The sequence below is a fragment of the Pseudoalteromonas sp. SWN166 genome (assembly GCF_015864485.1).
Taxonomy (GTDB): Bacteria; Pseudomonadota; Gammaproteobacteria; order Enterobacterales; family Alteromonadaceae; genus Pseudoalteromonas.
This window is the reverse complement of record NZ_JADYXB010000003.1, coordinates 156314-177679: the sequence shown is the minus strand read 5'-3', so window position 1 is coordinate 177679 and position 21366 is coordinate 156314. Positions and strand designations below refer to the sequence as shown.

General features: G+C 37.4%; 14 protein-coding genes. 5 read left to right on the top strand and 9 right to left on the bottom strand.

Annotation, left to right across the window (positions count from 1 at the left end):
- Positions 1-132 precede the first annotated feature (132 nt).
- Genes I6F49_RS03150 through bcsR form a run of 6 tightly spaced genes read right to left on the bottom strand, consistent with a single transcriptional unit; the run spans position 133 to position 10910 of the window.
- On the bottom strand, positions 133-3951 hold the full coding sequence (locus I6F49_RS03150) for a cellulose synthase subunit BcsC-related outer membrane protein (RefSeq protein WP_197178337.1): 3819 nt from the start codon (positions 3949-3951) through the stop codon (positions 133-135).
- Positions 3942-5072 carry a cellulose synthase complex periplasmic endoglucanase BcsZ gene (gene bcsZ, locus I6F49_RS03145; protein ID WP_197178335.1) on the bottom strand — a complete coding sequence of 377 codons (1131 nt, stop codon included), beginning with the start codon at positions 5070-5072 and terminating at the stop codon, positions 3942-3944. Before bcsZ ends, I6F49_RS03150 begins: the two co-directional genes overlap by 10 nt.
- Positions 5072-7318, bottom strand: coding sequence for a cellulose biosynthesis cyclic di-GMP-binding regulatory protein BcsB (bcsB, locus tag I6F49_RS03140; protein ID WP_197178333.1), 2247 nt, complete (start codon positions 7316-7318; stop codon positions 5072-5074). The genes bcsZ and bcsB overlap by 1 nt, the downstream gene beginning before the upstream one ends.
- Positions 7311-9980: a UDP-forming cellulose synthase catalytic subunit gene (gene bcsA / locus I6F49_RS03135; protein WP_197178331.1), complete on the bottom strand. Its 2670-nt coding sequence runs from the start codon at positions 9978-9980 to the stop codon at positions 7311-7313. Before bcsA ends, bcsB begins: the two co-directional genes overlap by 8 nt.
- Position 9981: 1 nt before the next feature.
- Entirely contained in the window at positions 9982-10698 is a 717-nt protein-coding gene (bcsQ, locus tag I6F49_RS03130; protein ID WP_197141090.1) for a cellulose biosynthesis protein BcsQ, read from the bottom strand.
- Between the two features lie 32 nt (positions 10699-10730).
- On the bottom strand, positions 10731-10910 hold the full coding sequence (bcsR, locus tag I6F49_RS03125) for a BcsR/BcsP family cellulose biosynthesis protein (protein WP_166419984.1): 180 nt from the start codon (positions 10908-10910) through the stop codon (positions 10731-10733).
- 114 nt (positions 10911-11024) lie between these two features.
- Between bcsR and bcsE the strand changes: the two genes are divergently transcribed.
- The 3 genes from bcsE to tyrR all read left to right on the top strand — a co-directional run bounded on the left by bcsE (position 11025) and on the right by tyrR (position 16147).
- A complete protein-coding gene (gene bcsE / locus I6F49_RS03120) occupies positions 11025-12647 on the top strand; it encodes a cellulose biosynthesis protein BcsE (RefSeq protein ID WP_197119125.1) in 1623 nt (540 codons plus the stop codon).
- 169 nt (positions 12648-12816) lie between these two features.
- Positions 12817-14397 (top strand): cellulose biosynthesis protein BcsG, encoded by a 1581-nt coding sequence (bcsG, locus tag I6F49_RS03115; protein ID WP_197178329.1) that lies wholly within the window; start codon positions 12817-12819, stop codon positions 14395-14397.
- Between the two features lie 193 nt (positions 14398-14590).
- A complete protein-coding gene (gene tyrR / locus I6F49_RS03110) occupies positions 14591-16147 on the top strand; it encodes a transcriptional regulator TyrR (protein ID WP_197178318.1) in 1557 nt (518 codons plus the stop codon).
- A gap of 28 nt (positions 16148-16175) precedes the next feature.
- On the opposite strand, the gene I6F49_RS03105 is transcribed toward tyrR, so the two are convergent.
- The gene (locus I6F49_RS03105; RefSeq protein WP_197178316.1) at positions 16176-16670 is read right to left on the bottom strand and encodes a hypothetical protein; all 495 of its coding nucleotides are present in this window, start codon (positions 16668-16670) and stop codon (positions 16176-16178) included.
- Between the two features lie 105 nt (positions 16671-16775).
- Here I6F49_RS03105 and I6F49_RS03100 point away from each other — a divergent pair, with 105 nt between their 5' ends.
- A complete protein-coding gene (locus I6F49_RS03100; protein WP_166419989.1) occupies positions 16776-17312 on the top strand; it encodes a thioesterase family protein in 537 nt (178 codons plus the stop codon).
- A gap of 90 nt (positions 17313-17402) precedes the next feature.
- Here the strand turns inward: I6F49_RS03100 and I6F49_RS03095 are convergent, their stop codons facing one another.
- Together I6F49_RS03095 and I6F49_RS03090 are read right to left on the bottom strand one after the other, a co-directional pair.
- Complete coding sequence (locus I6F49_RS03095; protein ID WP_166419990.1) at positions 17403-18056, bottom strand: OmpW/AlkL family protein; 654 nt, start codon at positions 18054-18056, stop codon at positions 17403-17405.
- Between the two features lie 508 nt (positions 18057-18564).
- A complete protein-coding gene (locus tag I6F49_RS03090; RefSeq protein ID WP_197178314.1) occupies positions 18565-20271 on the bottom strand; it encodes a lysophospholipid acyltransferase family protein in 1707 nt (568 codons plus the stop codon).
- Positions 20272-20399: 128 nt separating this feature from the next.
- On the opposite strand from I6F49_RS03090, the gene I6F49_RS03085 reads away from it, so the two are divergent.
- Positions 20400-21320 (top strand): 2-hydroxyacid dehydrogenase, encoded by a 921-nt coding sequence (locus tag I6F49_RS03085; protein ID WP_197178312.1) that lies wholly within the window; start codon positions 20400-20402, stop codon positions 21318-21320.
- The last annotated feature ends 46 nt before the right edge of the window (positions 21321-21366 follow it).

Here is a 21366-nt window from a genome sequence, read left to right as displayed (position 1 = left end):
GATAATGATTTGCTATATGGCAGTAACACCACAAGGTAAGAGACACACCCTTATCCTAGTTACAATTGCGCTCAAGTATACATATACCTTAGTGCTAGGGGAAGTATTCGCGGTATATCACCTTATGCCAAGTTAAAACTCAGCATAAGGAACAATAGGAGTACCCGGGAACTCAAGTGTTCCATAAACAGGATTAAAGTAATAACGTATATAAAGCTGGCCAAAATTTGGTTCGTAAAAGTCAGAACGATCGATGGCTAAGTAACCACCAAAGAACCAATTCGGCGTTATTCTATACTCAAAACTACCTTCAAGATTATATGAAACACCAGAACTTGTTTCACCTTCAAATACAGGATCAACACCTGTTATTGACTCTCTATCATATGCAGCTATTTGCAAATCGCCATCATTAGGGAAGAAATCAATAGATTGAGTTTTTGTTTGCGAATAAGAAACACCTGTTTTTAATCGATAAACAAAATCATCGCCCCAACGCGCGTCATAAGTGAGTGGCACAGATAAGCCTACATAGTTTTGTGGACTGTAATAACCACCATGGCCCCATGTTTCTTCACTTAAATTATACTTGTATGCCCAATGTAATAAGCTAGCGCCTACGGTAAATTCACGATCTTGATTGCTAATTACACGGTAGTAAGTACCGCCCATCATACGGTAGCGTTGGTTGTCTTTTACATTTTGACCTTTATAAAGGGTAAAGTCGGCGCTTGACCAAAAACCCCATTTACCGCCTAAGTCATGCGATACATTAGCAGTTAGACCTGTAGAACGTACGCCACCCCAAACTTTACCTGTTCTTACATCTTTAAGACCTGCATAAGAAAGTACCGAGCTTGTAACTGGGCGTTTTTCAAGTTCTAGGCTGTATCCAAAGTCGCCAAAACTGTCTGCGTAATTTACACCCCATACAATGTCTTCAATTAAAAAGCCAAGTGGGGTCGTTCCTACATCAATACGCCAGTTTTCATTTTGCCAACCAATACCTACATCTACACCACTTTCCTGTGGTGTTACTTCATCAATTGAACAGGTAAAAATACACAGTGCACCTTGTCCATAGCGGCTGCCAGCAAATTGCTCATCGAAGCGCGTTGTTTGTGCGCTAATAGTTGTAGGGTCTACTTTAATAAACCCTTGGCCTTGCCAAAGTGGAAAATAAGCTTCAATCGGGACTAAGCCCGCACCAAGTGTTGCTTCGCTTTCAGTACTTGTTTGTCCACTAAAGTTAACACCAATGGCAATGTAGGCTTGGTTTTTGTTTTGCTCGTTTATTAGCTCTCGTTTAGCACCGTTTACATACCATTCGTCGTTTTCATCTATTTTTGAAAGCGCCCCGTAAAGCTCTTTTTCATTTAATGTACGATTAGGAAACAGGGTTTGCGCGTACCAAGATTGTGCTTGTTCGGTTTCGTTAAATTTGCTGGCTACTTGAGCGCCTAAATAACGTAATTCTTGATCGTTGGGTGACTTTTCAACTAGTTGCTTAGCTAAGTAAAGTGCATCCCCTGAGTAATTAAACTCATTAAGAGATGACATGATTTGGCGTTGTAAATAACCTTCTTGCGACGTGGTTTGCGTTATCGCTTTTTGCGTTACTTCTTTTGCTTGAAAGTCGTCCCCAAGTTCTATGTATGCATTAGCAATAGCGAGTAGTGCTTGAGGCTCTATGGTTTGTTTATTTTGTACTTTTTGTTGATACAAAATAACAGCCGCTTCGCGCTGTTCAAGTACTAAGTTTGCATTAATAAGGGCAGTAGTTGTTGCAGGAGTATTTTTATATTTTTGATCCAGCTGGTTAAGCTTAGCAATTAAATCACTACCATTGTAATACTGAGTAATATAGCTATTTTGTAGCTGTACATATTGAGTTGTTTCGTTTTTAGTTGCGCTCTCTGGTAATACGTAATGTTCAAACCATTGCTTCGTTTTACTCTCATCGCCCTGATCTAAAAGCCATTCACCATAAAGTGTATGCCAATAAGCAGAAAGCGAAGGCTCAGCTTTCAGTGCTTTGTTTATAAGTTTTATAGCGTGCTTTTTTTCGTCGATTCTATACCAGCTTCGTGATAACTCAACCTGCATAGCAGGTGTTAAGCTCTGTGCTTCTAAGTTACTTAAATGATAAATCGCAGTGGCTTTATCTTTAGCGTCAAGGTGGCGCTCACTTTGTGTTAAAGACTCATTAAGTTGCAGCTGTTGTTCAAGCGCAATAATATCTTTATCTCTGGATTTAAATGGAATGTACTGCAAGGTTTTAATAGCACCTTGATAGTCATCAAGAGAGCGTAGAAAAAGCGCGTGGCTGTAACGAATCTGAGGGTTTAACGGAAACTGCCACAGCACATTATTAAATAAAGCACGGGCCTCTTCTGTCAGTCCCTTTTGTTGGTATATAAAGGCTAAGTCGTAGTATAACCAAGGCTGTTCTGGCGCTATTTCAATAGCGTCTTTTAATACTTTTTCGGCTTGCTCTAAATCTCCCGACTGTGCAAACGTATTTGCCTTTGCGCGGTACTGACTGCTTAAAGAGACAGAATAAGATTCTTTAACTAGTTTTTTTTGATTAAACGATAAGCTGTTATAAAAAGAAGTTAAGGCTTGTTCATTTTGTTCTAATTCAGCTATTTCAAGCAGGCCAATTAAAGCGGTGTTATTAAGTGGATCACTTTTTAAAACAATTTGATAAGTAAGAGCTGCTTGTGAATATTGTCCTTGAGCAAATTGTAATAAACCTTTGTTATATATTACTGTATTAGTTTCTTGTTCTAAGGTGGCTGCTAAATCAAGCTTAAGCTTAGCCGTTTTAAACTCTTTATTATTAATAGCATTTTTAGCTTCGCGTATATAAAGCCAAAGCTTAGCTGTTTTTGCTAATTCTTGTAGTGTTTCACGTTCTGCGAACTCAGTTGTGTACTTTTGTGCACGAGTAAAATATTGATACGACTTTTGGTTTTCACCAAGGCGTAAATAGAGTGTGCCAAGGCTTCGCATTATAGCGCCATCTTGCGGGCGGCCTCTTAAAGCTTTTAAAAGTAAAGGCTCTGCGGCAGCAAGTTTATTTTTTTCGAGTAATTTATCGGCTCTTACCCACTGTTGATAAGCAGGGTTTGCAAGCAATGTTTGGCGTTTTTTATAATCTTTTAGAAAATCTTGATATTGTAATTCGCCTTTGCTACTAAAAGGATAAAGCGTGAAATAACGCTGATACTGCTTAACTGTATCATCCGTTAAGGGCATTTCAAGCAAAGCACTAAGCCAAATATATTCTACTTCATTAATAAAAGTAGGGCCCGCGCCATATTTACTTAAAATATCAATCGCTTTTTTATCTGTCAGATTACGCCTAAGTAGGTGGCGTGCATAAGCGACTTCTACCTGCGCAATACTTGGATAGTTTTGAGCTAATTTATCATAGCCTTTCTTAACACTTTCCCATTGGTCGCTGTCTTGTCCGTACCAGCTTAAATGCTCAAGTTCGTAATCTAATGTAGGGTAGACGTTTTTAAAAATTTGATTATAGATTTCGCGAGCTTGTTCATAACGACCGGCACGAGCGAGTAATCTAGCTTGTTGAATTGAAGATTTGTCTTTGCCTTGAGTATGAGAAAGTACTTTTAGCTTTTCAACGCACGGAGCCTGTTTGGTAAGCCCATTATCTATTTTACTTAGTAATTGGTTAGCTTTCGCCGATTCGCCATTAGCAAAATCATAACGTGCTACGGCACACTGTGTTTCCATACGTGCAGGAGCAATCGCAACTAACTTTCGTAAGCTATCTTCAACTAGTTTATTATTTTGCTGTGCTTCACCAATACCTATTTGGCTTAGTAACCAATCAACAGATTGCGTATCAATATCGTTGACTGTGTTAGCGCTTAATCCAGAGCTAAGCGCTAATGTGCACGCTAGGGCAAACCTTAACGGCATTCAGTGCTCCATATCGGTTGTAGCGTCCCATCTGCTGTAATTGAAAAACGTTTATTTAAAGCACTTGCACCAAACAAGTTAAGTACGCTGTCGTAGTAACGAGTCTGGGTAAATGATTTATCAACCATTAGCTTTTGCTGAATTGCCATAACTGTAGAGTTATCGTTATTAGTCGCTAGTAAAGGTAATAGAGCTGAGTTAAAGCCTAAAGGACCTCTTTTTTCAGATTCCCCTGATTTAGCAAAAGTATTTAAAGGCACGTAACCACGTTTATTAATTGTTTTTACAAAAGGATTAAATTGCGCTAATAGCTCTTTTTTATAAGGTGCGTTGTCTGCCATCATGCTTGCCCATAAATATACTCTAATAGCGTTGTAACTGCCCAAGTCGCTCGTTTTTTTATCGTAGTAAAAGCCGTTATTCGCATCATACATTACCCAGTCAGGGCTAACACCTTGCTTTGCGGTATCTAAAATTAACTTTGCTGACCCTTCGTGCAATTGATGCCAAGGCGAGTGTGGATAAAGCTTTTTAAACTGCTGATAAATAAATAGCGGTGAGTAGCTTGGGTTTAACTTAAAACGCTCATTATCAAATTCAAAACCTGTAGGAGCGGGTAGTAATGATAAACCTAGACCCGAAATATAGGCTGTTTCTTCACGCATTATTCGCTGTGCAAGTACGGCTGCTAATATGCTGTAGCGGCGATCATCCCAAAGAATAGCAGCTTGCGATAAGCTATACGCTATCCATAGGTCAGAATCAGACGCTGGATTTGAATCTAAAATACCACCAACATTTTGATTGTTAACACCCCATTGCCATGCAGGTAAACGGGTACTTAAGTCTCCCTCAGATAAATGCTCTTGGGTCCAATCAAGTACTAGGTCAAACATTGCTTTATCGTTTGCTACAACAGCAAAAAATAACGCATAAGATTGGCCTTCAGAGGTTGTGATATTTTGCTCGCTACCTAAATCAATTACGCGACCATCTTGGCTTATAAAATTATTTTTAAACGTTTGCCACGCATCCCATGGCTGACACTGCTCTACCTGTGCACTGACATTAAAGGTGAATAATGCAATCACAGTAAAAAATACATTAATGAGTGACTTCATTACTTATCTCCTTCAGCTAAGCGCTTGTGTGTTAATGCTTGTAGTAATCGCCATATTATAAATGAGATCAGCAGTAGTGTTAAAATAGACAATAGCGCTAGCACAAATGGGTGATCTGACAAATGGAACCAAACTAGGGTATGCACCGGAATATGGCCAACAAAGTATTGCTCATCAGTTTTTATTGTTTTAATGCCTTGAGAGTTTATGACCGCTGCACTGCCTTTAATTTGGGCAAGTGCTTCTGAACTCATTAGCGCATCATCTAGTAGAGTAAAGGCTTTTTGTGATGTTGCACTAAGCGATACAATTGAACGCTCTGAATCAAACGGTGATTGAAACCCTGTAATAACGGCCATATCACCACTACTTTTTATACTAACTTCAACCTTATCTGTTGTTTGCTCATCGTATGCACCATTGTATATAGCTTGTTTTATAGCGCGCTGATTGTTATCAAGCAGGATATTGGTTTGCGCGTCTTCATCTAAGTTATTGGCAATGCTGTTAGGTTTTGCGATAACTAAAATGTCTTTATCATCTAAGTTGGCATCTTCATTTAAATGAGCAACGCTTATTCTGTGGGCTGGATAACCAGTAATTGCACCAAAGTGACCGGTTAAGTTAAGCAGTACAGAAAGCGCTTTAGGTGATGGCACTTCATCTATTAATACTAAAGTTTGTTGTAAATCTGCATATTTTGTAAATGGGAATCCGCTATTTGCAAATACATTTAAATCAGGCAAAGCCATGTAATGGTCAAATCCACTTACATCAATGTTAGAGTTTCCATCAATTACACCGTACTCGCCACCAGGAGGGGCAACTGGGCAGTCGCCTTTTATAGATATTGCAAACCTAAAGTCAAAATTTAGTTCATTGCGGTTGGCAAGGTTAATACCCTCTAATGAAAAATCTTCTGCGCTTTGTGTTGTGTCTGTATTAGCTATTAAAGGCAACAATGTTTTAGCGGTCGTTAAAGATGTATCTTTTTTATCAAGTAAATAACCAGTTATGAACTCTTGATTTATTAACATGTTCAAACGTGAATTTAAGGTTTCGCTATCTGGTGTATTACGGTATTGCAGGGTTATTGGAATCCCTTTTTCACGCCAAGTAAATAAATCAGGAGCAAAACGAACGTTTAGTTTTATAGGCCCGTTGTTAAGACCTTCAGCTTGTAGCTGAGTTGGGTAGTCAATAAGTTCGTCAAAGTGCACAGGGCGATCGCTTCTGAGCCATCGCGGTGCATCGTATGCTTTACGCAGTGGTAGCTTATTAATTGCTTCGATGCTCGCACTTCTGCCAGTCATAATTTTATGACCAAATACAAGACCCGTTACGGCTGTTTTTAAGTCTTTTTCATCACGGCCTAGAATTAACAGCATTTTATTGTATCTGTGAATAGGGCTTGAGATCAGCTCAACAGTTGGCTTTTCAACATCTGGATAATCTTTTAAAAAATCAGGTTTTGAGTCATTAGTAATAAACACCACGCTATGCTGCTCAGGTGCTTTATTTACGACTACTGGAAAGTTAGCTCCACGCCAGTCAGCTTGTGCGCCAAACCAACTTGATAAAGTGGCTGCGGCTTCTATTGCTTGTGTATTGGGCGTGTTTGCAAATACAAAAGGTAGGTTTAATTTGTTGTAATCTTTAGCATCAAAAAATGGTTCTGGTAAATACTCAAGGCGGCTATCAATTGCTAACTGTTTTTGATCAAGGGTAATGTTGCTTGATTTATTTATTTCAGTCCAAATTGAACGGCTAAAATAATCTTGGCATTGTAAGTCGTAGTAACCAACTAACTCAAAGCGAATTTGGTTGTAGTCTTGAATGTATTTAGCATTTAGATCTAGGTTATGACTTACTGTGTTTTTTACAACACTTAGTTTTTCATTAATAGGTAAAACAGTGACTAAGTTATCGTTAAAGTAAACTTTTAAATGCGATACATTAGCTAGTAATGAAGGTGAGTTGGTATACGAAAAGTTAAGCTTTAAGTTAGTGCTTAATTTATCAATCCTATTTGTGAAATCAACCCTGGAATTGTTATTAACGCCGTCGAGTTTATAGTCGTTGAATCCTAACTTTTCAAAGCTAAGGCGTAAACTAGATATTTGAGCGCTCTCAGGGTAGCCATTTACAAACATAGTTTTGTCGTGCATAGGCTCGATAGCGAGCACTTGATATGCGCTACTAATAAGCAACAATGTTAGAAATGTATTAAGTAACTTTTTAATCATAATTATTATGCACTATCGGTTTTTTTGGAGTAAATGAATTTATGTAAATGACGGTATTAGTCATAAACTTAATTATTGGTTGTAACGCTCTTGGAGCATGAAATAGTAAATTACTAAAGCCCCGTAAACTTGTTTTTTGCACTTCTTTAAAGCTATACGATGGACGGTCATGTCTAAAGTTATTTTGCCAATCTAGCCATGCATCTGCTCTTGAAAAAGTACATTGTATAAAAGCTCTTTGTTTTTCTAGCGATAAATCTTTAAGTGTAAGGCCAATTTGTTTTTTACGGGTATTACATACATAAGTTGTAAACGAAAATTGCTTGTTACCGCGACTCATTAATAATTCAATTTTATCGTTAACGCGGCATAAATGTGCGTGTTCAGTCTCTATACCTACACCGTTATCTGAATAATCCGTTATTTTTACTTTTAAAGTATGACCATTTGCTAAACGAACGCCGGCAGGGAAGTTTGCTTTGATACGATGCGAGTGCCTAACTTGGCGTGCTTCGGCAGCAACCGCAACCGCAGCGCCTAAAATAATAATATTATAAAAAGCCCAACCCATACTTATTATCAGTACGCCAATCTGGCTTGAGTCACCTAAAAACAGACGTAATATACCGACTATTATGCCTAGTAAATTAATAAGTAAGAGAATTAAATACGGTTTAGAAATACCCCAGTCGTAATGCTCTTCATCATTTAAACCGCCTTTTTCGGTTACGTTAAATTTACCCTTATTAGGATTAAATAAAGCAACGGTTGTTGGTTTTAATATGTACCAAGCAAGTACTGATTCATATACCTCACCCCAGAAGGAGTAACGGTATTTACCTTGAATGCGTGAGTTAGTTGCTTTTATTTGAATTAGTGTCGGTACCACATAGATAAAAATAGCGATAAAAGGGGCATAAATTATGTAGGCATTAAAATATATCAACGCTAAAGGAGCGGTTAAAAATACAATACGAGGAATACCCGATAGGAAATGCAGCATTGCATTTATATAACATAATCGTTGAGGAATACTTAAACCTTTACCCATTAACGGATTATCAAGTCTAAATATTTGCGCCATACCACGCGCCCAGCGGATACGTTGACCTATATGCGCTGATAAACTGTCGGTAGCAAGGCCTGCGGCTTGTGGAATGTTTATATAAGCTGTTTTATAACCAGCGCGTTGCATACGAAGAGCCGTATGTGCATCCTCAGTTACTGTTTCAAACGCAAAGCCGCCAATATCATCAAGTGCTGCTCGTTTTAATACGGCGCAAGAACCACAAAAGAAGGTTGCATCCCACATGTCGTTACCGTCTTGAATAAGTCCATAAAACAGCATGTTTTCGTTAGGAATTTGGCTGTGGTTATTAAGGTTTCGCTCAAATGGATCGGCTGAGAAAAAGTGATGCGGTGTTTGCACTAAACACACTTTACTGTCTTTTAAAAACTGCCCCATTGTCATTTGTAAAAATGAGCGAGCAGGAACGTGGTCACAGTCAAAAATTGCGATATATTCGCCATCGGTATAGCGCATAGCGCTATTCATATTACCGGCTTTAGCATGATTGTTATCCGAACGCGCTAAATAACCCACTCCAATTTCGGCTGCAAAATCTTTAAACTCTGAGCGCTTACCATCATCTAATATGTAAACATTTAGTTTATCGGCTGGCCAATCGATACTTAAAGCCGCGAGCGTAGTGGGCCTTACAATGCTTAACGGCTCGTTATAAGTTGGAATATATACATCAACTGTTGGCCACAAGTCAGTGTCTTTAGGCAAAGGAACTGGTTTTCGTTCAAGTGGATTAATTGTTTGAAAAAAACCTAAAATAAGCACAAGCCAGGCATACGTTTCAGCAAGTAATAAGCCCCCACCTAGCGCAAGTGCAAGCGGGTCATCCCAGTTTAAAGTTTCAGTGTAACGCCACCATAAATAACGAGAAGACGTAGTTACTGACAAGGTGATCATGACAATGGTTGCCATTTGGCCTTTTACTCGCTTAAGTGCATACGCAACTAATAAAATAAAACTTATAAAAACGGCTTGAGCTTCCAAGCTAAAAGGAATTGTAATGAATATTGCTAATAAAAATAAAATAAACGCGAGGATGACGTATTTAACTAATTTATTTTGCCATACACGTGCATCAGCCATCGCTTTAAAAGCACTCTTTTTAGGACCTTTTTTGTTTTTTGATAGTAGGCGCTTTAATAGTTTACCTAACTTTAAATCAAACCAACGTAATTGCCTTAAAAGGTAACTAACGCCATCATAAAAATAATTAACCGCATCTTCTTTTACAGAACTCGGTTTAAGCTGGTTTTTAAAAAATACTAAAAAAATACTTTGGATAACAAAGCGTAATATATTTGAGTAAATATAGGTTCGATAAGGCAACCTTAAATGAGGGTAGTAGTCATAAAGGGTAAACTCAAAGCTGATTTTATGCTGTTTAATGTTTATAAATAGCGAGCTTAAAAGTGTAATAAAAGGCATTAAGAAAGCTTCAATTACATTTACTTTATGTTGATTAAAGTAGCTGTGAAACTTAAATAATATGTACCGAACTAACTTATCAGTAAATAAAATGCTCAGCAGCAAGTATAAAGTACAGTGGATAGGGCGCTGATAAAATAATGTAATACTCATTTTATAAGGCTACTTTACTAACTAGCCAACCAGCTAGCGTTTCAAAGTCATCATTTGCGACACTATATGGCGCGCAGTTAAGCGCTACATTTCTGTATGCGGTTGACTCTTTAATAACTTCGTCACTGTTAATAAAAAAAGGAGCCATAAGCGGAAGCGTTGATTGCCATAGAGAAAACAAGTCAAATTCTAGCGTAGATGCAGAGTTATATCGGTTAACTAAAAAGTAATGCTTCCAGTCGGTATCTGAATTTTTGAGTGTTTGTAGGCGCCTATAAATTAAGCTGTGACAAATAGCATCACAATTTACCAGTTCAATAACAATATCTTTTTTTTCTAACGGATAATGAGAAATATTAATATGTGAAGGGCAGTCAAAAAGCACCCAAGCTTCGTCACTATAATTTAGGTTTTTGCATTTATCGACCATTTTAGTGATGCTATTGGTGCTCGTGTCATCACTATCACCAAATGGTAAAAATACAATGCCATCGTTATCTTGGTGAAAATGCGCAATTGCATCTTCAAAGCTTGCTTCATTACTCCAGCCTTTGGTGTATTTCCATGGCAAACCAAAATGTAAACCTAAGTCACTTTTTGCATCTAGATCGATTGCAATAACATCAACGTCAGATTTTTTTAGTACGCACGCTAGGTTTGCAACCACAGAGGTACTGCCTAAACCGCCTTTGACACCTTTAATGAAAACTCTTTGCAACTGATGTTTTACCTATTGTTAATTGAACTAGCTTACATGTTTAGTTCGTTGTTTATTTCTTTAAGTAATGCGTACTTATTAATTGTATTATTATTTTGCTGCTTGTTTACAATTTCTATGTAGTCATCACTTTTACCACCAAAACGCAGTGCAAGGTTTTCTATGTCGCTTGATGTTAACGTTTGTGAGTTTTTATACGTTAAGTTGTTCATCTTTACCTTAACAGTTACGTTAATTATTTTGATTAAATGTGGACAATATTTGGCTATTATATATAGAATAACGGTTAAAACTAGTAAAAAAGTATTTTTTATAGGGCGTTTTAAATGCATAACTTTAACATAACGGGATTAGAGCCTGCTGCAAAAGAGTTAAAATGGGCTTCAAGTTACGCTGTTTTAGCCCCTTTAGACAATTTTTCAATCGAATTGGCGTTACATTCAATTAACCAAAGCTTGGCTAATGATATATATATAGTTTCCCAAGAGATTGAGTCATTTTTTGATTCTTCTTTTTCTGCACCGTTAAACTATGCTTATAAACATAATCGAGTTCACCCTTTTTCGTTGGCCCCACAAACACAGCATTATTCAATTGAGAAAATTAATTCAGCTATTATAAAAGAAATCAGTGCTTATAAACGTCTAAACACGGCACTTGTTTTTGTTCACTTTAGTACAACACAGCTAAACAGTGCTAGCGAAAAAAGCTTAGAGCTGATGATGAAAGAGTATAGAGATTTCACTCAAAAGACGGGTGCTACATTATTACTCTTAATATCTGGACCTGATATTGCTAATTATCGTTTTTTAGTTAGACGATTAAACAATGTATTTGATGGACTAGTTTTTGTTGATAACGATGCTGCGGTGCGAGTACTTGAATATGACTACTGGCGTCATAGTACCGGTGTTATCGCTGGTGAACATTATCAGTTATTGCTAAGTAAAAACCAGTTTGTTGTTCAAAAGGGAATAATAAGCGAGAGTAAAACGGCTAAAAGTTCAGATTTTTCTGATGAAGATGATGTATGGCTAGTGCAAGGTGCGGTGCCCGAAGGTACTAAACTACCGATGCACTATAAAAGTGTGAAAGATAATAATGACTTATTTAATAAAGGCCCAAAGGTAGAGGCAGCTACATTAATTTTTGCAGTAACGCGTTATACCGATTTAGCGTTATTAGGTAAGCAGTGTTTTGAGCTTAGAAAAAACTGTGGACGCTGGTTAAAACTTGTTATTCAAAATGTAGACGGTGTAATTCGTCATCAAGATGAATGCTTATTTTTAACCTTGGGTGTAAACCTTATTTTATATAGTTTTTCAGAGCCTTCTCGGTTGCTCTCACAAGTTCAATCTATTCAAGGTTTTCAGTTTTCAAGACCTTTACCTCCCTCTGTTGAAGATGTGTTAAAATACACTGAAAATACCTTTTCAAAGGGGTATTTACCTTTCATTGAGTTTACAAAACAAGTAGAAATTCATAGTGACTCAGCCGTTAATCTAGGTGTGAGTGGTGTGCTAGTGAAGCTTGAACTACTGCCAAGAATAGACCCTATTCACCCTTTGCATTTATTTCATATTAAGCGCGAAGGTGATGTATTTAGTATTGCAGATAATACAGTTTATTTATATCTGCATGCTTGTAGAGAGAATGACGTTGATAATGCAATTAAGCATTTGTTTAAATTAAAAACGAGTGATTTTTTTGTGCAGCAAAATGTAATTTCTGATCACTTTTACATTCAACAAGAATGTAAGCAATTAAGGCGTTTTTATAAAGGTAAGAGTGTTGTAGATTTCTCACAAAAACTTGCTGAGAATGATAGCTATAAATTTGCACCTGATATAGCAAACAGTATTACTGAAAACATTAAAACGCCAGAATTCTCTAGCAAAAGTCGTCCAGATGCTAAGCCCTTTATAATGAAATTAAGAGATAACTTATGAGTATGAATCAGCTCTTAATTACCGTGTTTTTTGCAATGCTGCTTGGCGCGGTGCTTTGTGTACTAGGCAAATACATTTTATCTCAAATAACAAAATATTATTATAAGCTTACTTTTAAACATGAAGTACTAGAGCCTTATACACCAAATACAGTAAAAAAGGATAAGCAGTGAAATTATCAGGTTTAGGGGTTTGGAACCTTTATTTTTTAGTTAAGTTTGCTCTGTTTTATTATGGTGCAATTGATTTTAACGTACTTAGCAATGCGGCTTTTGCTGCGTTGCTTGCGATTAAATTTAAACAGCCATTAATAGAGAAGGCAAAACATATAGTAGGTGCTGTGTTTGCTGTGGTATTACTTTACCAAGACTCATGGTTGCCACCAATAAACAGGTTGACTAAACAAGCGGGTAACGTTCAAGATTTTAGTTTTGGTTATTTTATTGAGTTATTAACCCGTGTTATTAACATTGATATGTTATTGGCTTTGTTCGTAATTAGTGTGTGTTTTTGGTATACATCGCAATGGATACGCTTTACAACAGTCACTATCGTTGGGCTGTTAGTTGTAGGGTGGCAAGGGGGTAACTCTCAATCACAATTCGTTAATAATGTGGCTAACCCTGAGCCGGTTACACAGAGTCAAAGTAATCCTCAAACACAAGTGATCACTCAGGCAGCACAATCTCCTGATCAAAAATTAGCTGATTTTTATCAACAACAAAGTTTATTAATGAGTCACTTTCCGACTCAAGTAAATGGTGAACTGTTTGATGTGATTATTTTGAACATATGTTCAATGGCTGTTGCTGATTTAAATGCCATTGGCGTAAGCATTACTGACATGTATAAAGATTTTGATGTGGTGTTTTCAGACTTTAACTCGGCTACCTCATACAGCGGGCCTGCTGCGGTAAGATTGCTGCGCGCAAGTTGTGGGCAAACTAGCCAAACCGCATTATTTAAAGAGGCACCTGAACGGTGTCACTTGTTTAAAAACCTAGAAAAACTAGGTTATCAAAATAATGTTGTGATGAATCACGACGGACATTTTGATGAGTTTAAAGGTTTAATAAATAAGTACGGTGGCCTAGATAGCACGCCATTTAATATCGATTCAATGCCAGTGGCGCTTCGAGGTTTTGATAATAGCCCTATTTACTCAGATGAAGCTGTGCTGGATGGTTGGTTAGAGCAAGCTGATGATTGTAAGCCGTGTGCGATGTACTACAACACCACAAGTTTGCATGACGGTAATCAGCTAGAGAATCAACCAAGGGTGAATAGTAAAGATACATACCCAATCAGGCATAAAAACTTGTTTGCTGATATTAACCAGTTTGTAAAAAAATTAGAAAAGCGTGGTCGCAACGTTATGTTGATGATAGTGCCTGAGCATGGCGCTAATTTAAAAGGTGATAAAGTACAATTTGCAGGTTTACGTGAAATTCCGAGCCCTGCTATTGTGTCTGTACCTGTTGCGATTAAATTTATAGGCCCAGACGTGCAAAATCACTCGCAAATTGTGGTTAATAATTCTACAAGTTACTTTGCGCTTTCGGAGCTAGTAAGTAAGACGCTGCAAACTGATGTGTTTGGTGGCAATAACAGTGTTGCTAATTTACTCGAAAACTTACCTATAGCGCCTAAAGTGGCTGAAAATGAAGGCACTATAATGATGTATGTTAATCAACGACCATTTATACAGTTAGATGGCGGTGATTGGTCAGCTTACCCACAAGGTAAGTAGTCTCATAATAAGATTTAATAAACAGCACTGGTATAGTTAAATATAAATATCAGTGCTGTTTTTCTTCGTTTAATTACATCCCACCCTTTGGCTCTAAAAGCTATTTTGTCCAAAAATGTTTACAATAAACTACCTTCTCAAAGCGACTTAGCGTATTATTCGGCTAATATAGTTTTTCCTTCTTTGAGGATGTATGCGTCTAGATATTCACTGTGCTGATCGAATTGGTATTGCTCAAGAAATCCTTAATATATTAGTTAACTACAGCGTTGATTTAAAAGGAATTGAAGTCGATTCCGTTAATTGTCGAATGTACGTTAGTTTTCCCGAAATTGAATTTGAACAATTCCAAAAAATTATGCCATCGATACGTTTAATCGACGGTGTACATGACGTGCGTACTACTGCATTTTTACCCTCTGAGCGTGAACACAACGAATTAAATACTTTACTACGTGCATTGCCTGATGGAGTCATCTCTATTGATGCTAAAGGCTGGGTACGTTTATGTAATGATGCAGCATGTAAAGACTTACAATTAATTGAAAAAGACGTTATTGGTGCAAATATTAATAACTTACTTAAAGGCTTTAACTTTACACGTTGGTTAGAGGGTAAAGAAGTGCTTGGGCAAACCACACGCGTTGAAGTAGCGGGTGAGGATTTTATTGCAGACATTTTGCCAATTGCAGTGCCTCAAGGTAGTGAAGGTGATGTGCTTGCGGGTGCGGTTATTAATATTAAATCGCAAAGCCGCTTAGGGCAGCAAGTCAGTGCATTTAGACGTTACGGGCAAGAAAGCTTTGCTACTATTCATAACTTTAGTACGGCAATGCGCCGAGTGGTGCGTGAAGCACGCAAAATGGCGCAGCTAGAAGCCCCTATTTTGATTACCGGTGAAACTGGTACAGGTAAAGAACTACTCGCGCGTGCGTGTCATTACGCATCTAATCGTTCTGTTAAACCTTTTATTGCGCTGTCGTGTGCTTCGCTTCCCGATGATGTTGCTGAATCTGAGTTATTTGGTTATGCCGGATACGAAGAAAATGCAGCACCAAAACGTGGCGTATTAGAGCAAGCCGATGGTGGAACTGTGTTTTTAGATGAAGTTGGCGAAATGTCGACTCAGCTACAAACAAAGTTACTGCGCTTCTTACAAGATGGCACATTTAGAAAAGTAGGCGATGAGAACGAAGTTAAAGTAAATGTACGTATTATTGCAGCTACTCAAAAAGACTTGCCTGCAATGGTACAAGAAGGAGTTTTTAGAGAAGATTTATATTACCGTATAAACGTACTTACTTTAGAAATAGCCCCACTAAGAGATAGAAAAGCAGATGTAGGGCCGTTGGCTGAGCACTTTATTCAAAAGTACGCGCAACAAAATGGTCATGCAATTCCTGTTTTATCACAAGAGTGTTTAAGCTTTTTACAAGCGTATCCGTGGCCTGGAAATGTTCGTCAGCTTGAAAATGCAATTTACCGTGCAGTGTCCTTATTAGATGACAGTGAACTTCGCGTAGAGCATTTACAGTTACCCACTTTTACCCATGATTTAGGGTATTTAGAGTCTGATTTTGAAGGCTCACTAGATCAAGCGGTTAAACGTTTTGAAGCTACTTTACTTCGTAAGCTTTATCCAGCTTATCCAAGTTCACGCCAGTTAGCTAAACGATTAGGCCTAAGCCACACGGCTGTAGCTAACAAGCTACGTGATTACGGTATTAATCGAAAAACAGTAAAAGTGTAATTGACATAAAGTAATTAAAATATGGGGGCTAATTTTTAGTGCCCATATTTTTTGTTACTCCATCAATAGCAATCGTCTCGATACCTTCTTCGTTAAAGCTCATTACAATGCTGGCGTTATTACGAGTGAAAAAATAGCTTCGGCCATTAAGCTCAATCACATAATCGCCTTTTACGGGGTCGCTAAATTGCTGCTTTTTTAAAGTGACTTTATGCCCACCAATTTGCCATTCAAACTCTTTAATAAATCCATTGTTAAATTCTTGCACCCATACTTGTCTGTCATCTTTTGAAAGGGTGATAGCGACTGAATATGAGCTAGGAATTTGCTCCATGTTGTAACTCTTAGAGCCAATAGTGAATTTTTCAGCTTTTTGTTGCCACTCAAAACCAAATTTAAACTCTTTTACCACACCGGTAGGGTAAGTAACAGAGCCTTTACCTGGTAGTGAAAAGTCGGCAAATGCACTGTAACTAGGTATTAATAAAACTAGCGCAGTGATAATTTTTAGTTTTGATTTCATGAGTTATCTTTTTATTATAATAATGATTTAAGATTAAAGTAGAATATTCGTCTTAGCAAGGGGCTATGCTACACTCGAATAAATTTAACTGGTAAGACCTTTTTTGTGAACTTATATATTCGACTTTTATTACTGTTTTTTAAAATCAAACGAAACACGCAATATCAAAATTTACTTGATACGGTGGACATTGATTACAAAGCTTTACCTACTGATTGCGACATTAATCTACATTTAACTAATTCACGTTATCTCGCGATGATGGATTTATCTCGCACGTGGATGACTGAACGAGTTGGCTTACTAAAGCAAATAATGAAGCGTCGTTGGTTTCCGATTGTTAATGCGACTGCCATTACTTATATCCGCGATATTAAACCTATGCAGCGATATACAATAAGTACTAAGTTAGTTGGCTGGGATCATAAATACTTTTATATTGAGCAAAAGTTTCACTCAGAACGAGGCTTACATGCTATTGCTTATGTACGCGGTGTATTTAAAAGTAAAAAAGGTATTATAAGTATTGAAGAAATGCTTGAAGTTGCTGGTTTTGATGGACAAACACCTATATTGCCAAGTGAAGTTATGCACTGGAAAGAAATGCTAGAGCAGAAAAAGTTAAGTAACTTACCCAAGTAACTTATAGTTTTTACAAATGAAAAAAAAGGCCTTTCGGCCTTTCAACACACATTATAAGCTGGTTAACTACGCATGGCTTTGTTACATGCTTTAAAAGCTGTATCTAACACCGAACATAGCAACAACAGGGTCAAGCTCAACCGTTGATGTGAGGGCTTTTGCACCATTAGCATAAACGGTGGCATCGGTATCAATATCCATAATTGATACCATGGCGTGTAGACCCCAATTTTTATCAATCTTATAGTTAGCACCTACCTGAGCCATAAAGCCAAACGAATCATCTAATTTTACTTCTACATCGTCTGTACCTAGCGTCGCTTTAAGTGCTTGAGAAGGTTGCTCATCAAAAAATGCGGTGTAGTTTATGCCTACGCCTATAAAAGGTCTTAGCGCATAACTTGTATCTAAAAAGTGGTATTGCGCAACTAATGAAGGAGGAAGTTGTTTTATATCAGCAATTTTGTTGCCGGCTAAACCGCCAGTGCCATTCACATCGTGTGAAAACGGTGTTGCTGCTATCAACTCTAGCACCCATTGATCGTTAAATGCATAATCTACGGTGATACCCAGTTGAGTATCAGAATCACCTTTAAGGCCCAACGTAGGTGCTTCATTAATAGCTGAGCTACTGTTATCAGGGTTTACGTTAATGGCGCCAACATTTACGCTAAAGTTAGCGTGTGCAGCTGGAGAGAGTGCTAATAAAGAGGTTAATAATGCGATGCTAATTTGAGTTTTCATGTTGTTCTCCAAGAACTACTGTTTGATTGGCGCTATTATTACCGAGGAATAAATATGAAAACCTGTTCTAGATCAAAGTTTCAAAAATGTTTGAACCTTGTGAAGTGTTTTATTGATTTAGATTAATTTTAGTGTCGTTCTGCTTTTGTAAAGATTGACATATGTATTTGATTAACAGTCACATGAATAAATTAAGGCAGGCATTGCTTAGTCATAAACTCGCGTTTTAACAAAGGCTCTTGAATAAACAACAAAGTGTTTTTTATCAGAATTTTAAAAGCACTAAAAGTACTAAAAGCGATGGATACTTAAAAAGCTTTAGAAGATTAAAAATGCTATTAAGCAGGTGTTTATACCAATCTGCAATAATATCTAATCAATTTTAGGAATTAAATAGCCCCTAATTTGAACAAATTTTAATCCGCAAAGATCAACAGACCCTAAATATAAACCGAGTACTTTATCAGTTATGAAAGTACTCGGTGAATTGGCCATTACTTATTAATAGTTATTCTAAATAACGTTTAGCTTTGTTTTCTTTTATATTTTCAAGATCGACTAATACTAATCCATCAATACAGTTATTAAAATCGGGATCAATACTAAAACTTAAAAATTGCACTCCACCTGGTTTACAAAGTTCAGTGTATTGCTTAAATAAAGTAGGCACTTGAGCACTCATATTTGCTAACACATGTTTTAACTCTACAAAATCCTCTTTAACGTCATCTCCGTTAAAAAGAGCATGGCACTGGGTTAGCTGTTGCTCAGTTAACTTAAACTCATTATTAGGTGTTGCTAATTCAATACCACTTTTATAGTAATGCTGATAGTAATAAACGAGCATGGCTTTTGCTTGCTCGGGCAGAGCATTTGATACACTTACAGCGCCAAACAAGTATCTGTACTGTGGATAGCTTTTTATAAAAGCCCCAATGCCATACCATAAATAGTCGAGGCTCTTACGTCCCCAGTATTTAGGTTGTAAAAAGCTTCTACCAAGCTCAATTCCTTGTTTTAGATAGGGCGTCATAGCATCGGTGTAAGTAAATAAGCTGTCGGTATATAAGCCTTCGCGGCCATGTTTTTTTATAATGTCTTGTGCACAGGCTAATCGGTAAGCACCAACTAGTTCTAGTTGCATAGGATCCCACAATACAAGATGCTGATAATTCATATCGTACTTATCTATGTCACGGCGTTTACCGCTACCTTCGCCTACTGCTCTAAATGCAATTTCTCTAAGGCGGCCAAGCTCTCTAAAAATAGGGGAGCTTCCTGTATATTGATAGAGATGAATATGCATACCGTCTTGTGTTTTGCCAAGAAGTTTGCATTGCTCAATTGCTTTTTTTAGCTCTTTTCTGCACTCAGGAACCGCAATAGGGGTTTGTGTTTTAAGCGGCAAGGCTTTTTTAGTGGTAAGCCTATAAAGCTGTTTACGGATGAGGTTTACAACTTCTTTATCTTTAAGGTTTTCTATTAAGTAAGATTCAGGAGGGATAGAAGCACCAATTTCAAACTCTAAAGATTTTTGGCGCTGCTTAAACATTTCAGCCACCAATAGTAAACTTGCTAGCGGCTTATAAATCATTGATGTGCCATAAAAAAGCGGACTGTTTTTGGCTTTAATATAAATAGGTAAAATAGGGCAATTGGCTTTTTTTGCCATACGTAAAAAGCCACTATTCCATTTGCAGTCTTTAATGCCCATTGGCCCTAATCGTGACACTTCTCCTGCTGGAAATATAAGTAATACCCCATCATTTTTTAAATGGTTTTGTATATTACTAAGCTCTTGTTTTTTACTCATGCCCGATAAGTTATCTACCGGGAGTAAAAGTGAGTGCATTGCGGTAACCGACATTAACATGCGGTTTGCCACTACTTTTAAATCTTGCCTTATCGTTGAAATTACTTTAATGAGTGCTAAAGCATCTAATGATCCAATAGGGTGATTAGCAACGATAACAAGTTTACCTTCGTTAGGAATATGCTCTATTTGTTTAGGTTTATAGCGTGTATCAAAATTGAGTTCATCAAGTACTTGTTCAACAAATTCTAATCCTTGTAGATGAGGGTAGGCATCACCAAAGGCAACAAATTCTCGTTCGTGCAATAAGTAGCCTAGGCCTTTTTTTACTAAACCTTTTACTTTTGGAGAGTTCTCTAGTTGTGGTAAGTTTGCAGCAATTACTTTATCAACACTTATCATATAAACCTCATATTCCGTTTGGCCTATTCGCCATACATGTAGTTTAAAAAAAGGGTGTGACAGTTACTTTGCAGTAGTGTGACTTTTTAAAGTGCTAACTTATAAACTGTTTATTGCTAGGAGAATTTATGTCGGTATTGGTGGCTATAACGGGGCGTGACAACACAAAACTAATAACGAAGTTACAAGAGCGATTACCAAATACACTGCTAGAGCAGTGGCCTAATTGTAAAAATGCAAATAATGTGGATTTTGTACTTGCATGGAAAGCGCCAGAGTCTATGTGGCCGCAGCTACCTAACTTAAAGGCTGTGTCGTCATTTGGTGCAGGTGTAGATAGTATAGATTTAACATTACTCGACGAAAGTGTTGAAGTAGTACGTATTGTTGACGACCAACTAGCTGAAGATATGGCGGAATATGTACTTACACATATACTAGCGCAAAAGTTACGTTTAAAAGAGTATTACATTAAACAAACGCAGCAAACATGGAAGCCAAAACGAGCATACAGTAATAAACATGTTGGAATACTTGGGTTTGGAGAACTAGGTAAAGCATGCGCACAAAAGCTTATAAATAATGGCTTTAAGGTAAGTGCCTGGGCGCAAAGTAATAAAAACACCACTAATGTCGATATTTTTTATGGTGATGAAGGACTTAATTGCATGCTTCCTGTGGTTGATTACCTTGTATGCCTATTACCGCTTACAAAAGCAACGACAGGCATTATTAATCATTCAATGCTCACAAAGTTACCTTCACATGCTGTTGTTATTAATGTGGCACGCGGCGCTCATGTTGTTGAGCAAGATTTACTAAATGCATTAAATAACGAGAGCTTACGCGCTGCAACACTCGATGTATTTGATGAGGAACCATTGCCACAGACCCACTCTTACTGGACGAACCCAAAAATAACACTTACACCACATTGCGCGGCACTTTCTGATTTAAATAGCGTTATAGATCAAATAGCCGATAATATTGAACGCTTAAATAAGGGCTTAGTACTTAATAATCGAGTAGATAGAACTAAAGGTTATTAGCTGATAGCTAATTGGTTTAAAAAACAGCTTGTTAACATTTGTAATT